The following is a 16274-nucleotide window of genomic DNA, read 5'->3' as shown; positions in this document are numbered from 1 at the left end:
AGCGGTTTTCATAAAATTGCGGTACAAAGATCCCCCTCAATCCCCCTTTTAAAGGGGGAAGTCGCGTTCTCATCTTTTCGCAATCCGCTATATTAATTGATTCCCCTTAATTGACTCTAACCAAGCGGAGGTTATGGCATTCTGAATGCAACAATTAGTAATATTTTTTCATACATTTTTTAGCATCACTCAAATTATAAACTCAACCCTTCAATCCCGCCATTAGTCCTAATGATCTGCCATTTTTACCACGGACTGCCGACCAAAAGAAAGCTACTCCAATAATAGGGATGGCTGAGGGCTGAAGATTGAAGATCAATTTGCATTTCTGGTGTTAATGTTGCCCGAATGTCCTGACGATTGAGCGGGTCAAAGTCGCCGCGAATCATGGCTAATTGTGCTTGACGCAGGGCCTCGGCCTTGGTGGTGATCTGCGGATTGTGTAGGTGTTCATAAAAGCCATGCATGAGTTGCAAGGTTCCCACATCAGAAATTTGCCACAAACTCGCTAACACAGATTTAACCCCGGCTTGTACGGCTAGTCCGGCAAATCCTAATTCTGCTTGGGAATCTCCCAACGCCGTTAAACAGGCACTCAACACCAATAATTCCACTTGGGGCGCGTCGTGCCAGTCCAATTCGCGCAAGCTTTTGAGGGTGATCCGCTCATCACCCCAGAGTTGAATATAGGCATTGGTGGCGGAGCCGCGTTGAAATTCGGCATGGGTGGCGAGATGGACAATTTCAAACTGTCGTTGATTGCTTTCGCGATAGAGATTATCCCAGGTAAACTCTGCATTGAGATACGTGACACTGGGTTTTATCGCTTGCACGATCGCAAGTTCAGCCGGAACAGCGGGTAAGGGTTCCAATGTTTTAAATTCTGAGGCCCCCATGCTTAAGACGCTGGCATCATGAAGCGGCTGATAATCACTATTCGTGAGGCTCAAGCTGGGAATTTGACCGATGCTGTACTTTTCAATTAAGAAGCGATCGCCATCATGCAACGCCGCCAACGGCAACGCTCGCAAGTCTTCGCCCATGGAGAAGACGAGATTATCCACATCGAGGGCATCAATGGTGGCTTCAATGGGGCGAATCAGCCAATCATAGAGTTGTTGCGCGGGGATTAGATAGTCGTCGGTTTTGTCTTGGATGGCGCGGCGGAACTGGGCGATGGTGCGGCGGAGGGTGGCGCGATCGCCTTCAGGAACCACGACGCGGCGCAGTTGATTATCAGGGGTGATGACGATTAATTCTAAAAAATCCGGCTGACTGATGGCATAGACCAGGGCGGGCACGGTTCCGGTTTGGGCGGTGATGCGCTGGAAGATTTCGCGAATGTTGGCAACGGAATTCGTGTCGTCATCCTCGTCGCTACTCGCGTCCTCTTCACTCACCGCTGACTCGTCATCCAAAGACTCGCCTTCCAAAGACTCGTTCCCCAGTAGGGCCTTAAAACTATCACTCATCAACTGATCCACTTGCCCTAGGTTTGGTTGGTTTACCCCTTTTTCCTCAATTTGCACGGCGAGTCCATTCACCCTGAGCCAAGCATCTACTACATTTTCAGTGATTGAAAGTAGGATGCTTTCACCTTCACCGACTTCTGAAGAATGTTGCTGATCGCCATAGGATACATTCGTGACTGTGGCTCCCATTTGACGAGCCATTGAATGCACAAAGTCGAAGATGTTCAGGGGGCGCACCGGGTTAGCTCCGGCAATGAACCCCCAAACGTCGGCGTTAACCGTAAAGTCGATGGGGTTCAGGGAACGCACAGGATCAGATCCGCTGATCACATTCAAAGCGTTGGTGTTAACCGGATCAAGCGGTGTATTAATCAGCCCAGGGGTGATCAGGATGCCCGGTTGACGATGTTCTAGGAGAAACCGTTGGGTGGTCGCGACGGTAAAGCCACTGCCAGCGGCGATCGCGTCGCTGGTGCCATTCACACGAGCATCGCCGACAATAAAGGGAATGATGCCCTGCCCCCCGTGGCGGATCGTGATAGTGCCGCCTTGGGTTGCGCCAGCGGTGGAAATACTCGCCGGAAAATCCACAAACGAACTTTCCACCGTGCCATCAATGCGAATGGTGTCGTCACTCTGGAGCGTGACTCGTCCCCCGGCTCCGGCTTGGGCTTCGGTGTTAATCGCGCCCGTGACAATCTCCCCTGCCGCCTGTAGCGTCACCTGTCCGCCATTGCCCAACAACGACCGGGTATAAATCGCGCCCACCGATCCATTACTGGTGGTGTTAATGCTGCCCTGCCGACTAATGAGCGTCACATCACCCCCATCCTCGCCAAACCTGGTGGTTGTTAAGCTGCTGGTGTTGATGTCTCCCTCGGCAATGAGGCTTAAATCCCCCTGCACCACTAACGAACTACTCAGATTAATTGCCCCCCGACTATTAATCTTGAACTCCTCGGCAGCGCCGCCCATATCGAGGTTGACATCCCCCACGGAATCCGTAATTGCAAAGGACGCATTACCATTCGAGATATAGATATCATCCACACCCTGCCTCGTCTGACCCGACCTCAACTGCAATGTCCCCCCCTCGTTATCCACAAATTCTGTCCGTGCGAGGGTGACCGCCATCGGTGCAGTTCCCCGAATCGTCATGCCACTGGCGTCAATGGAGCCGGAATTGCGAGCGATGAGGGAATCGTTAATGATGACTTGGGCGGGGTCATTGTTGCGATCGCGATGATCTATCCTCAAAGCTGAACCGGAGGCGAAGAGTGGGATATCCGCGATCGTGGTGCGTTCAATGATCACATCCCCTCGGCCAGACCTAACGGCCGAACGCAAACTACGACCCGTAAGATTCGCGATCGCGGAATCGGTAATGTGCAAACGGGCGATCTCGTCAACAGGTTTAGGGCGACCCTGGGGAGGGGGCATGGGCATACCAAACCAAGGAACATGATGAATACCAAGCGAATTCCCAGTGATTTGGGTGTCATGGATTTCCATGATGGCGGCATCGCTGAGAATCCCCGCGTTGCGGAGGGTAGCATGATTGACCGTTACCCGTGTGTCGTAACTAGGATTAAAGATGCTATCTGAAGCAGACGGAACCCTCACATCACGCTCAATCCCCCTAGACCCCATATCCGTAATCGTCACATGGTTAACCGTCAATTCACCCGTCGGGCTGCTGTGGTAAATTCCTGTCGCTGCGTTTTGCAACGTCAATTGTTCCACCGTGAAGTTTGGGGTCTCGGCATTGAAAATGTTGCTCACAACACCATCACCATCAATGGCTAATTGATCTTCACCTGGCCCCGTAATCACTAAATCTTCGGTAATCGTGTCGAGATCAGACTGGAGGGTAATCGTTTGGGGCGTGGCGAAGGTTCCGGTGGTATCAAACCGGATTTTGTCCGTTCCTGCATTGCCCTGTTGACCTGCGATCGCGCCCCCGGTATTCGCCGCTAAAATCGCCTCCCGCAGCGTCAATTCTCCATCATTGGCCACCGTATCCGCCGTATCGGTGACGGTTAATGCCGATAATGTGTGTTCCCAATTACTGAGGGTGGCGGTCGTGAAGGGATTCGCGGCCTCGATGGTTCCGGTTTGCGCTTCTAGAGTCCAATTGCCGTTTAAGGTGGCGTGTCCCGTCGCGTCTACCGAGGCTGCCACATCCGCCCCCGTTGCGATCGCCCCTTGATTGAGCCAGGTCATCCCCATGCCGCCCGACACTGTCCCACTGCCATAGAGCAAGAGATCACCATTATCTGTGAGAGCATCGCCCCAGGTGGCTAAATTTGCTCCATAATCGCTGAAATTCTCCGGTTTTAACCATTGATTGCCCAGCCACACAGTCCCCACATTCCCCTCCGCCACAATCGCCACCGACTCCAACTCACCCACGGAGGCAGCGATCGCACCCAAACCCTCACCCACCGCCGTCACGCCATTTTCATCCCCATTCACCAGTTGGGTCACGGTTCCCGCCGCGCCACCGAATAGCAGCGTTTCCGGACTGCTCACCCGGCCATCAATAAACACCGCTTGGCTAGGGTTTTCCCCAGTTTCACTCCAGCGAATCACCCGCGTTTCACCCTGCACATCATCCGGGCTGGCGGTAGTAACTCCCGTGGCTCCGTAGAGATCCACCCTGTCGCCTTGGATGCTGCCTTCATTAGTGACGGCTCCAGTTAATAATGCCGGAAGGGTGAGGGGGTTGAGGGGTTGCGAGGGGGCGATCGCGCTACTGGGCAGATCCAAACTTAACAACAACCCCGGCTGCGATAGATTCACCCAACTCGTCCCCGGAATCGCCGCCAATGTCACCACCGCAGCAGAAATGCGCCCTTCATTCAGCACAGTTCCCCCCGATAGATGCACCGCATTTTGACTGCTTAAAACACCCGTATTAATGATCGCGCTGGGATTCTCCTGCAAAAACAAAAATTGATTCGGCGCACCGATTAACGTCGTATAATCATTCTCCCCAAACGCATTAAACGCCCCCCCATTAAACCCAATCCGATCCGCCGTCGTCGCAAAGAAATCCCCGCCCACATTCAGCCGCGCCTCATTCCCAAACACAAACCCCGCCGGATTCATCAGGTATAAATTCGAGTTTGCCCCCGTCACTTGCAGCAACCCATTAATCATCGACGGATCACCCCCAGTGATCCGCCCAAAGATATTCATAATGCTCGGATTACTGAGGAAATTCGCAATTTCGCCACTGGTTAACCCCAGGGTTTGGAAGGAGTGGAACAGGTTGGCGCCGGCCTGTTGTCCCCCCTGAATGTGATAGGTTTGGCCGTTTTGAATGATGGTGGTGCCGGTGTTGTCTGGGTTGGCGATGATGGATTGCGCCTGGGTCGTGCTTTGTCCTGCCACAATCATTGCGGCGCTCATGATCCCGAACATGAACCATGGTGTAGATGGCGTTTTCATAGCGAGTGGATTGTTGAAACAGACCCTGATAGTTTTGGTGGCGATCGCGCCATTTAATCAAACCAGGAGGTGACCCTCTCCCAACTATTTTCCCTACACTGGGTAAGACGTTACGGTGAAACATTCGTAAATCGCCATTGCTCATCTAGTGAAGGTCTGAAGTTCAACGTGACGGTGCGTTACGCTTCGCTAACAGCACCCTACAAGTCTCCTAAAACTATTCCTTGACGCGGCACTAGAGCTTACATCCCTCAATCATAATCGACGTGAGTTTCGGGTAAGGCAATGTTTCCAACAGTTTCACGAAAAAATCATAGTTCTAGTGAACTGAGAAGCCAGGCTTTTCACTGATCCAGACTGCACGTTAATTGACCCCATTGCCCTTGTGTTAGGGGGAGCATCCCACTTTTACCACTGACTGCTTTATCTGCCCTCATCCCCCAGCCCCTTCTCCCAAAAAGGGCGAAGGGGAGCCGGATTCAAAGTCCCTCTCCCTGCTTGGGAGAGGGATTTAGGGTGAGGGCGGCAGCTTGAAGAGAGCCAAATTTTCAACGCTTAAAATACAAAACAGCCCAGATCTAAGGGAACAAAACCGCCTGATCTGGGCTGATTAAATTGTTTTTTGTTTACTCTATATTTTTTAAAATCGCAAGATCAGTTTAGGATCACTGACTCTCAGTTCTAGGTTGAACGGGAGTGATCTTGTCACTCGCCTGGGATATCGGCGATCTTAGAAGAGTCATCACCAATCACCCAACACAAACCACTCGTGTTCCCAAGGGGTGTAATCCAGTTCTTGTTCTTAATGGACGCTTGCTGTGATTGCACCCCTTTTTTTGGGTGCTGCTTAACGGCGGGGGAGGCAGCTTACCATGGCTTGGCGCACGTCGGGCGACCATTCGCGGGGGTTGGGGTTGGTGCGGATGGCGTTAATGTCGCTGAGGGGGACGGCGTTACGGACGAGGGCATTGAGGACACATTGACAGTAGGCGGGGAGTTGTTGCTCCGAGACACCGGGCGGATTAGCGCGGGATTGACACCCGTTTAAGAAGCCTTGTTTTTCCGTGTCTGACCAATCGGCGGCGGTGCGACCATTGGCGATCGCAGGGGTGTTGAGACCACCGAGGAGCAGGGTGAGACCTGCGGCGAGGGAGAGGGAGGCGAGGCGAAGGGAGTAAACCATGATTTTTAAACTGAACTGGGTTGGATGGAATGAAAAGACCAGGACTTACAGGGAGGGAAGCTGGGCCTTGGCGAAGGCGATCGCTTCTTGGGCTGTGGTCACTGTGCCCTCCAAGCGGGCAAGCTGAATTTGAGTCAGTAGGGTTCCGACTTGGGGGGATGGAGATAATGACAGATGTTTAATCAGATCCGTTCCCGAAACCAGCGGAGTCGGGTGCGCCACTTGGCTATTGGGGTCAAGATAGGCATTCACCAACGGGGCGATAATCCCCACGGCGCGGGTTTCCCGGAGAATATCCTGGGAGGAGGCGATCGCTACAGCCAAGACGACGGCGATCGGAAATACATCCCCCACGGACTGAAAGAGAAAATATTGCTCGGCCAAACTCATCTCTTGATCCGCCAAGCCCAGTAGGGGCGGGAGATGGCGGAGGGCGGTTTCGACGGCGCGGGTTTCGAGGCGAGAATATTTTAAGGCGGCTAAGGTGGGCGCGATCGCCTCAGGTGCGGGAGCCAGTAAACAGGCTAATTTTGCCAAGCTGAGGCGCGAGAGGGCCGTGGGGGTAACTGAGGCGGTTAATTCCGTCGAAAACTCATCCCAAATTTTCCCCAACAGCCACGCCACTTGCTCCACTTGCCGCAAATGAGCGATCGCCGCTGGGGTAATCATCGGCAGCCACAGGTGCAGCACACCATCATGATCCGCTGCCTCGATCCCGTCCGCACCGTGAGCTGTGGACAGGAGGATGTTTAACTCAGCCTGTACCCGTTCCCCGGCCACGGTGGTGAGTTGGGGGGCATATTTGCGGAGAGCGGCGCGGGTTTTGGGCTTGATCGTGAAGTTCAACTGGGCGGCCTGACGGTAGGCGCGAAGAATGCGCAGGGGATCGTCGCGCAGATTGGCCTTGGCCACCATGCGAATCACACCCGCTTCGAGGTCAGCAATGCCATCGAGGGGGTCGAAGAGTTCTTGGGCGTGGGGGTCGTAGGCGATCGCATTGATCCGAAAATCTCGCCGCTGTAAATCCGTTTCGAGGCTGTCCCCCACCATTTGGGCAATGTCCACGGTACCGTTGGGAAACACCACCCGCGCAATCTGTCGCTCGGCATCGAGCACCACAAACCCGGCTTCGTAGGCATCCGCCAGCGATCGCGCGGTGGCGATCGCGTCCCTCGGAACCACACAATCCACATCAAAATCCGGCCGTTGTCGCTGCAACAACGCATCCCGCACCGTACCGCCCACAAAATAAACCGGCGGCGGTAAATGCTCCAAACGAAAGGGCAATTGTCCCGGAGCCAGGGCAATCACAGAAAGATCGAGGGTGGTCATCAGCAATCCCTAGATGCAGGACTAATCCATTCCAGTGTACCGCCGTTATTGGGGCGAGTTTCGGAGGCAGATCGTCATTCTGTCTGGGACAATCGATCCATTGCCGTGCTCGTTAATTTTTGTAATTTACAATTAACAATTTTGAAGAGAAAATTACAATTCATGAAAAGCAGCCGGATAATAAGCAGAAAACGCCAGGATTTTTATGAATTTCCATGAACAAAATGAGGTCATGCCGCGTCGGGAGTGGATTATTCCGCCGTTATACCGATGACGATATTCTCTAAGTTCATGAAGTTTCTGCGGTTGATCGCAGGTCTAACGCCCATTACGGCGTGCTTACGTCCCATCGATCTGTTGCTCCTTTTTATTTAACCCCTTTTTTTGATCCCGCTTTTTTAAATCACATCCGTTAGTATTTGCCGTTTTTACCGATTTAAAGCTGAATGACACCTTTATCAAACTCATCCACAACATCCGTTTTGACATCACCCTCATCACCCAACCCCTTCCAGCGCATTGCAGCCAATATTCCAGGGGTGGTGTATCAATGTTTAAAGCAGCGAGACGGAACTGTGCGGTTTCCCTACGTGAGTCCTAGTTGTGAATCGGTATATGGGATCGCGCCCCATCGCATCGAAGCCGATCCCCAGGTGTTGATCAATGCGATTCACACCAGCGATCGCGCCAGTTTCATCGCCACCTTTAACGAATCCGAAGCGACCCTCGAACCGTGGCACTGGCAAGGACGGTTACGGCTGCCCAGTGGTCAGGTGCGCTGGGTCTATGGTTCGTCGCAGCCGGAATTATTGCCCAATGGAGATATTCTTTGGGACGGGGTGTTAATGAATATCACCCCCGTGAAGGAAGCGGAATTGCAGCTACTCCAGGAAAAGCGGGCGACGGAAGAAGCGTTGCTCTGTTATAAATACGCGGTGGAAAGTAGCAGCCATGCGATCGCCATTACCAACCTGCAAGGAGAGCCGAGCTATCAAAATGCGGCGTTTTGTCGGTTGTTTGACTGCTTGAGTGTGGCGGAGTTACGGGCCGCAGGGGGGCTAGGGGCCCTGTTTTCTGATCCGGCGGTGTATCAAGAGGTGTTGATCACATTAAAGCAGGGGCGATCGTGGATTGGGGAAGTGGAGCAGCGGTCCTGTCGGGGTCGGTTGCGACAATGTTTGCTGCGGGCGGATGTGATTCGCAATGATCACGGTGATGTGGTGGGCTTTTTGGGAATCACGACGGACATTACCCACCGCAAGAAAATCCAAGCCGAACGGCAACGCTTGGCGGTGTTGGTGGAAAATAGCTCGGAGTTGATCAGTGTCGCCCATAAAGAGGGGGATATTCTCTTTTTGAATGAGGCGGGGTTACGGTTGGTGGGGTTGCCAAATTTGGAGGAGGCGACGACGCTGCATCTGAGCGATTTCCTGTTTCCGGAGGATCTTCAATCCTATCAAACTGACGTGATGCAGACGGTGATGCAGTCGGGATCATGGGAAGGAGAGTTTCGGTTTCGGCATTTTCAGACGGGGCGAGCGATCGCTATGGATTTGATGGTGTTTATGATCGACAACCCGGAGACGGGGGAATCCTTGGGGTTGGCGATGATGGGGCGGGATATTCGCGATCGCCAACGTTCCGAAGCCAAACTCAAACGCCAAGCCCTCAACCTCCGTAAAATGCTCCGCAAGCTCCAAAATACCCAAACCCAACTGATCCAAACGGAAAAAATGTCCAGTTTGGGGCAACTGGTGGCGGGGGTTGCCCATGAAATCAATAACCCGATCAACTTCATCCATGGCAATCTGTCCTACCTCAGGGACTACACCACCGATCTCCTCAACCTGCTCCAAACCTACCAAACCCAATACCCCAACCCCACCCCCGCAATCCAAGCGGAACGCGATCGCTGCGAGATCGAATTTGTCCGCAGCGATCTGCCGAAACTGGTGGAGTCGATCACCATGGGCACGTCCCGCATTCAACAGCTTGTTCAATCTCTGAAAGTCTTCTCCCACATGGACGAAGCCGGGGTGAAGCCGGTGGATCTCCATCAAGGGTTAGATAGTACCTTGTTGATTCTCAGCAATCAATTCAAGGCCTTGGGCCACCGGCCGGAGGTGGTGATTACCAAAGAGTATGGCGAACTACCGCCGGTGTATTGCTATGGCGGCCAGATGAATCAGGTGTTTATGAATATTCTCAGTAATGCGGTGGATGCGTTGCAGGAGCGCGATCGCACCCAGTTCAACCCCGATGCCCCCAGTCAGATTACGATCCACACCGAACACACCGCCGCAGATTGGATTCGCGTTCGCATTACGGACAATGGCCCCGGCATTGACCCCACGATCCAAACCCGCTTGTTTGACCCCTTTTTCACCACCAAACCCGTGGGCAAAGGGACGGGTCTGGGCCTGTCGATTAGCTATCAAATCATCACCGAACGGCATCAGGGGCGACTATGCTGCCACTCCACACCAGGACAGGGATCGGAGTTTTTGATTGAGATTCCCCGCTGTCCTTAGTTGAGGATGGGCGATCGCAATCCGAGCACCCTATCGCAGACAGTGACCCCAAAAGGGTGATAGGTTAGCGTTGCCCCTTTTTTCGCCTGTTATGCCCGCTACGTTAGTTTGGACACGCCGCCATGTCCTCGGTTTAGCTGATTTTACTGCCTCAGAATACGATGCCATCCTCCAGACGGCGGCGAGCTTTCGTGCTGTTTTGGCCGGACGGACGAAAAAAGTCCCCGCCTTGCAGGGCCAGGTGGTGGCGAATTTATTTTTTGAACCCTCGACCCGCACCCGCAGCAGTTTTGAACTGGCGGCGAAACGGCTTTCGGCGGATATTCTCAATTTTGCGCCCGGTACGTCCTCCCTCACCAAAGGCGAAACGATCCTCGATACGGCGAAAACCTATCTGGCCATGGGGGCAAATATTATGGTGATTCGCCATCAGCAGGCCGGTGTGCCCCAGGCGATCGCCACCGAACTCGACCGCATCCAATCCGGGGTGCGGGTGCTCAATGCGGGCGATGGTCAACACGAACACCCGTCCCAAGGGTTGCTCGATCTGTTCACCCTCTGCACGACGCTGGACGAAGAAACGCCGCGATTAAAGTTACTCGCGGGGAAAAAGGTGGCGATCGTCGGGGATATTCTCCATTCGCGGGTGGCGCGATCGAATGTGTGGAGCTTGACCGCAGCGGGGGCGGAGGTGCATCTCGCTGGGCCGCCGACGTTGTTACCCCAAGGGTTTGCGCGGTTGGCTCCGGTGCAGGTGCATTGGGATCTAGAACCGGCGTTACGGGATGCGGATTTTGTGATGGCGCTCCGGTTGCAGCGGGAACGGATGGCGCAGCATCTGTTACCAACGGTGCGGGAATATCACCGTGTCTATGGGATTACGCGCGATCGCCTCCAACTCTGCCGCCCCACGGTGAAAGTGCTCCATCCGGGCCCGGTGAATCGGGGCGTGGAGTTGAGTTCGGAGGTGATGGATGATCCCGCCGTGAGTTTAGTGTCGCAGCAGGTGACCAGCGGGGTAGCGGTGCGGATGGCGATCCTCTATGCTTTGGGGGGGGATAATCAACCCGCCTAGCCTGTACCAAGGAGAGTCGTCCCCCCAGGGCTAAGTATCGAGGGTGCTAAGGGTCGCTGAGTTCTGAACTAGATTCACTGAGATCAATAAAATCATTGTGTTTTCTCTGCATTTTTCCCGCACGACTTGGGCATTGTTGCTGACGGCTTTGGTTTTGGGTGGCGTGGTGTATGTGGTTGAGGGGGTCATCCCTCAGCAACAACGGCGACAGGACGCGGCGCGATCGCGCCTTGTGCCGGCCTTAGAGGTCGCCCAAATTCGTCGCATTATTGTGACTACGCCGGATGAGCGCATCGTCCTACAGCAGTCCCGGACGCAAAATCTCTGGCGGATGACGGAGCCGGAACGGGCGATCGCCAACGCCGCCACGGTTTCGTTTTTAACCAACATCCTCACCGAGGGTCAGCGTCAACAGCAACTCGACGTTGCCCCAGAGGATTTAGGAGAATACGGCCTCGGTGAACCGATGGCTGCGATTACCGTCGATCGTCGCGGGGAAATCGTGCCGACGGTGCTGGTGTTGGGGCAGTTGAGTTTTGATGAACAGTCGATCTATGTCTATCGCCGCACGGATGATCCCTTTCAAGCCATGGACGACAGCACCGCAGCAACGGAACCACCGGCATCAATCACGGTATTCTTAGCGCCGATTGAGCTACGTTATGCGATCGCTCGCGACCTCTCAGAATGGATTGATCGCGATCGCACCGAAGATTTAGCCTCTTGACCCTCTGTATGGTGCTTGTACCGGGCTTTTTAGACCACAGCAAGCCCGATGTTTTTGAGATCACAACATCTTTCGTTACATTTTTTCACAAAATACATTAGAATTATTAATAACTCGTAATCAATTGCAATATATCTCTCACCCTTGGAACCATGGCAAAAAAAGGCGCTTTTTTCCTCGATCCCGATGACGCGAAAACCTTCGGCGACATCGAATATATGCGAACTCCCAACAAAGTCACCCACAAATTCCCCAAAAGCAAAGGCAACGGCGGCGGGTTTGAAATCAGTACAGAGATCAACTCCATGGAAAAGCGAGATGCCGATCAATCCCAGCCCACGGCATTCACTCCGGAAGTCTCTCCCTCAAGTTCTGCACCGTCAGAAACCCCGCGCCGGAAGGCTTCAGACAGCACCATGGATATGTTCCGCCAAATGGCGAAGTCCATCAAACGCTAAGGATCGAGCCGTTGTCGGGATCAATCTGAACTCTCCTTAATCTTAAATATTGATTCAAAAACGAGGGGCGATCGCTCCTCGTTTTTTCAGATCGTGTGGGGTTTGCGTGGGTGCGCAGGCAGTGCGGCGGTGGGCAGGAAGGGGCGATCGCATCCAAGATACACTAGGAAGATAGTTCCGCAACTGGGCATCCTTAGCCTGATCCAAACCCACCGCTCCGAGGCCAGCACCAGGATTGAAGATTCTGATCTATTCACCCCAATTTAGCCCCAGCGTTGGAGGGGTTGAAGCCGTTGCCGAGATGTTGGCAACAGAATGGACGGCCCTAGGGGACAGCGTCACCGTCCTTTGCCACACCCCCGATCCGGCGGCGCGATCGTACCCCTTCACCGTCGTCCGCCAACCAAGCGCGATCCAACTCTGGCGACTGGTGGGGGAAGCGGATTGGGTCGTCCATATTTGTGTCAGTTTAAAAGGGCTGGGGCCGATCCTGCTCCTGGGCAAACCCTGGGCGATTAGTCATCAAACCTGGTATCGTCGCCCCAATGGCCGCACCGCCTGGCAAGACCACCTGAAACGCTTCGCCACCCGCTTTGCTGCGGTGAACATTGCCGCTAGTCAGGCGATCGCCGCCCATCTTCCCAGCCCCGCCATCGTGATCGGCAACCCCTACGCCGACGATATTTTTCAAATTGATCCCACCGCGAGGCGCGATCGCGACCTGATTTTTGTCGGGCGGTTCGTCTCCGACAAAGGCGTAGACCTCCTCCTCGATGCCCTCGCAGATTTAGCCCCAGCGGGACTTTTCCCTCAGTTAACCCTCGTCGGCTCCGGCCCCGATCGCGCCGCCCTCGCAGCCCAAGGCGAGCGATTAGGATTAAGCGATCGCCTCACCTTCACCGGCCCCCTTCCCCCCGCCGCCGTCGCCGCCCACCTCAATCGCCATCGCATCCTTGTCGTTCCCTCCCGCTGGCCCGAACCCTTCGGCATCGTTGCCCTCGAAGGCCTCGCCTGTGGCTGCGTCGTGGTGGGGTCAGAAGATGGCGGATTAAAGGATGCGATCGGCCCTGGAGGTGTGACAGTTCCGAACGGCGATCGCGCCGCTCTAGCCACCGCCCTCACCACCCTCCTCACCCATCCCGACCCATGGACCCACTACCACCCCCACATCCCCCCCCACCTCCACGCCCACCAACGCCACACCGTAGCCCGCCGCTACCTCAAGGCGCTCCAGTCGATAAAATCGTGAAATCACGGTTAATTTGATTTGACATCCTGGTCTTTAATTGATGGGAACCCCACTATGCCGCATCTACCCCTTGGACTTGTTTTCTTCCCACCAGAAGTCAGTCAAACATTAGAATCCTACGGCTTGCTTTTCACCAGGGAGGACTTTTCATTGGGTACGTTGCTGATTGGCTTTATCGTCTTAACTATCATTATCTATGTCTCATTTCGAGATTGGCGACGAGCGGTGAAATCCGTCTTTTTCATCTTGATTTTTGATGGAGCACTGCGAAAATGGGTGTTACCTCAAGCCAGTGAAGCCCTTTACTTCCTCAAAGACTTTGTCCTTTTCGGGGCCTATCTCCGCTATTACTTCTATCCCAACCCCGACGAACCCCGCCATCCCCTCCAAAACAACTTCATTACAATCCTGATTCTTCTCGCCTCTGGTTGGTGTATTTTTCAAGCCTTCAATCCTCGCTTAGGATCAGTCATTGTCGGGTTATTTGGTGTTAAAGCCTATCTGTTCTACATCCCCATGCTGTGGATGCTGCCGACCTTATTTCGATCGGAAGAAGAACTGTATATTTTTCTGCGCAATCACCTTGCCGTTTTTATTCCCGTCGGTATCCTCGGCATTGTGCAATTTTTTAGCCCCATTGATAGCCCGATCAATCAATACATTCCAGGGCGAAATGAGCCGATCGCTACCTTTGGCTTTGGGGGATCTTTCAATGTCCGCATTACTGGCACATTCTCCTATCTCAATAGTTACCAAGGTTATCTTTCATCCTGTTTTGGTCTGATCATCCCGTTGCTCTCGGTTCCTAAATCACGTCGCTGGCAACTGATTTTATATTGCACCGTTTTCCTCCTCATGCTCAATAGTTTTATGACGGGTTCACGCACCCCTGTGATCACCGCGATTTTATTTTTAATCGGCTATTTTGGGATGCGGGCGATTAACAAACCAGAAAATCTGTTGATCTGGACGGGTCGCTTAATTCCCTTTGTATTAGTGGCGGGGCCGATTTTTTGGTTTGGCTTTCGGCAGGTGGTGGAATCTTTTTGGGCGCGGGTTGCCTCTAACTCAGATTTAGGGAGTCGGATTTTTCTGGGTTTTGTGGGGCCCTTTGATTTAGTGAGTTTGACGGGATTAGATGGCTATGGGGCGGGGGCCACCCATGTGGGGGGGCTGTCGTTGCGAGGGGCGTTAGGGTTGGCGGCGGGGAGTCCGCTGCCGGTGGAATTAGAACCGGAAATGGGACGGGTGGCGCTGGAGTTGGGCCCGATCGGTTTTATGTTTTGGTATGGGATGCGTGTGGCGATCATTGGTGCATTATTGCTGACTTTTTTTGCGTTAAAACGGCGATTTTTGCGGGATTTAGCCTTGGCTGGAACGTTGATTCACTTGATTTTATTTATCAGTCAAATGGTGTTTCATAATACGTTCTCGTTGTATTACTGGTTTTACACCGGGTTTATTTTTATGTTGCCGTGGTTGGAACGGGTGGAGAATTGGCGAGAGCAACAGTTATGGTACGAGCAGCAACAACACTATGCCGATTGGTCTGATTCATCCTACGGGTAATCCTTTTGCGCGACAGGCGGCCCAAGCCTTGGCGGAATTGGGGGAGTTGGGGGCGATCGCCACCAGCCTCGCCTACAATCCTGATCGCCCCTGGGCCAAATCGTTAAGCCACCGTGCCCCCGCCCTCGCCCAGGAACTCAGCCGCCGCACCTGGATCGCGCCGCCGGGTGTGCCGCTTTATCCCTACCCGACTCGCGAAATTCTTCGCCTCCTGCTCCTGCGCACGGGGCTGCCCCAACGCTGTGGTTACAATCCCCAACGGCTGACGGATTGGGTCTATCGGGGGGTGGATCGGGCGGTGGCGCGGCACCATCTGCACCGCTGGGCGGGGGTCTATGCCTATGAAGATGGGGCGGCGGCGATGTTTGCGATCGCCGCTTCCCTCGGTCTCACCTGCTTTTATGATCTGCCCATTGTCTACTATCGCCGCAGCCAACAGATTCAACAGGCCGAGGCGGACCGCTTCCCCGAACTTGCCCCCGCCCTGCTTTCTCTCCATGAACCCGCCGCTAAACTGGCCCGCAAGGATTTCGAGTTGCACCACGCCGATCGCATCATCGTCCCCTCTACCCAAGTGAAGCAATCCCTTGCCCCCACCGGGATTGACCCTGACCGGGTGAGCGTCGTTCCCTTTGGTGCGCCGGTGGATTATCTCTATCCATCCCCCCAGCGCGATCGCCCGGTTCGGATTCTCTTTGTTGGTCGGGTCGGCCCGCGCAAAGGGGTTCACCACCTCATCCAAGGGTGGCGATCGCTCCAACCCCTCGCGGCGGAACTGCACCTCGTCGGGATTAACGAATTCCCTCCCGGTTGGCTCGATCCGGAGCGCGATCGCTTCACCTACCACCCCTCCATCCCCCATCACCACCTGATCCACCACTACCACCGCGCCAGCGTTTTCGTCCTGCCTTCCTTGATCGAAGGTCTCGCCCTCGTCCTCCTCGAAGCCATGGCCTGCGGTTTGCCAATCATCACCACCCCCAATTCCGGCGCGGCGGACATCCTCACCGATGGCGTTGAAGGCTGGCTCATTCCGGCCGGTGATGCTGAGGCGATCGCATCTCGTCTGCAATGGTGCGTTGAGCATCCCGACGAATTAGCCGCCATGGGTCGCGCCGCCCGCCGTCGTGCTGAAATCTACACCTGGGAACGCTATCGCACCCGCTTAAAAACAGTGATTACCCACACCCTTACCCTGCCAAAAAGATCGTAAATCTCCCATTTA

Annotated in this window: 10 protein-coding genes; 7 read left to right on the top strand and 3 right to left on the bottom strand. The window is 54.2% G+C overall.

Annotation, left to right across the window (positions count from 1 at the left end):
- Positions 1-245 precede the first annotated feature (245 nt).
- From SPI6313_RS20020 to SPI6313_RS20010, 3 genes are all read right to left on the bottom strand, one after another.
- Positions 246-4925 carry a CHAT domain-containing protein gene (locus tag SPI6313_RS20020; protein WP_084669126.1) on the bottom strand — a complete coding sequence of 1560 codons (4680 nt, stop codon included), beginning with the start codon at positions 4923-4925 and terminating at the stop codon, positions 246-248.
- Positions 4926-5772: 847 nt separating this feature from the next.
- A complete protein-coding gene (locus tag SPI6313_RS20015) occupies positions 5773-6108 on the bottom strand; it encodes a hypothetical protein (protein WP_072622580.1) in 336 nt (111 codons plus the stop codon).
- 45 nt (positions 6109-6153) lie between these two features.
- Positions 6154-7440 carry a tRNA nucleotidyltransferase/poly(A) polymerase-related protein gene (locus SPI6313_RS20010; protein WP_072622579.1) on the bottom strand — a complete coding sequence of 429 codons (1287 nt, stop codon included), beginning with the start codon at positions 7438-7440 and terminating at the stop codon, positions 6154-6156.
- Positions 7441-7922: 482 nt separating this feature from the next.
- Here SPI6313_RS20010 and SPI6313_RS20005 point away from each other — a divergent pair, with 482 nt between their 5' ends.
- The 7 genes from SPI6313_RS20005 (at position 7923) to SPI6313_RS19975 (ending at position 16262) form a co-directional block, all read left to right on the top strand.
- Positions 7923-9971 (top strand): ATP-binding protein, encoded by a 2049-nt coding sequence (locus SPI6313_RS20005; RefSeq protein WP_175551193.1) that lies wholly within the window; start codon positions 7923-7925, stop codon positions 9969-9971.
- 91 nt (positions 9972-10062) lie between these two features.
- Positions 10063-11046, top strand: coding sequence for an aspartate carbamoyltransferase catalytic subunit (locus SPI6313_RS20000; RefSeq protein ID WP_072622577.1), 984 nt, complete (start codon positions 10063-10065; stop codon positions 11044-11046).
- A 97-nt stretch (positions 11047-11143) separates the two neighbouring features.
- Entirely contained in the window at positions 11144-11773 is a 630-nt protein-coding gene (locus SPI6313_RS19995; RefSeq protein ID WP_072622576.1) for a DUF4340 domain-containing protein, read from the top strand.
- Between the two features lie 152 nt (positions 11774-11925).
- On the top strand, positions 11926-12231 hold the full coding sequence (locus tag SPI6313_RS19990) for a hypothetical protein (protein WP_072622575.1): 306 nt from the start codon (positions 11926-11928) through the stop codon (positions 12229-12231).
- Between the two features lie 235 nt (positions 12232-12466).
- Positions 12467-13480 carry a glycosyltransferase family 4 protein gene (locus SPI6313_RS19985; RefSeq protein ID WP_072622574.1) on the top strand — a complete coding sequence of 338 codons (1014 nt, stop codon included), beginning with the start codon at positions 12467-12469 and terminating at the stop codon, positions 13478-13480.
- A 150-nt stretch (positions 13481-13630) separates the two neighbouring features.
- On the top strand, positions 13631-15049 hold the full coding sequence (wzy, locus tag SPI6313_RS19980; RefSeq protein WP_072622573.1) for an O-antigen polysaccharide polymerase Wzy: 1419 nt from the start codon (positions 13631-13633) through the stop codon (positions 15047-15049).
- Positions 15018-16262 (top strand): glycosyltransferase family 4 protein, encoded by a 1245-nt coding sequence (locus SPI6313_RS19975; RefSeq protein WP_072622572.1) that lies wholly within the window; start codon positions 15018-15020, stop codon positions 16260-16262. Before wzy ends, SPI6313_RS19975 begins: the two co-directional genes overlap by 32 nt.
- The last annotated feature ends 12 nt before the right edge of the window (positions 16263-16274 follow it).

It is taken from the genome of Spirulina major PCC 6313 (genome assembly GCF_001890765.1).
In the GTDB taxonomy this organism is placed as follows: domain Bacteria; phylum Cyanobacteriota; class Cyanobacteriia; order Cyanobacteriales; family Spirulinaceae; genus Spirulina; species Spirulina major.
Note: the sequence above shows the minus strand (reverse complement) of the source record. Positions and strands in the feature narration are given on the sequence as shown.

Excerpts from the sequence above, each read along its gene's own strand:
- SPI6313_RS20015 (WP_072622580.1), bottom strand. The coding sequence starts at position 6,108 with ATGGTTTACTCCCTTCGCCTCGCCTCCCTCTCCCTCGCCGCAGGTCTC.
- SPI6313_RS19975 (WP_072622572.1), top strand. The coding sequence starts at position 15,018 with ATGCCGATTGGTCTGATTCATCCTACGGGTAATCCTTTTGCGCGACAG.
- SPI6313_RS19990 (WP_072622575.1), top strand. The coding sequence starts at position 11,926 with ATGGCAAAAAAAGGCGCTTTTTTCCTCGATCCCGATGACGCGAAAACC.
- SPI6313_RS20020 (WP_084669126.1), bottom strand. The coding sequence starts at position 4,925 with ATGAAAACGCCATCTACACCATGGTTCATGTTCGGGATCATGAGCGCC.
- SPI6313_RS20010 (WP_072622579.1), bottom strand. The coding sequence starts at position 7,440 with ATGACCACCCTCGATCTTTCTGTGATTGCCCTGGCTCCGGGACAATTG.
- SPI6313_RS20000 (WP_072622577.1), top strand. The coding sequence starts at position 10,063 with ATGCCCGCTACGTTAGTTTGGACACGCCGCCATGTCCTCGGTTTAGCT.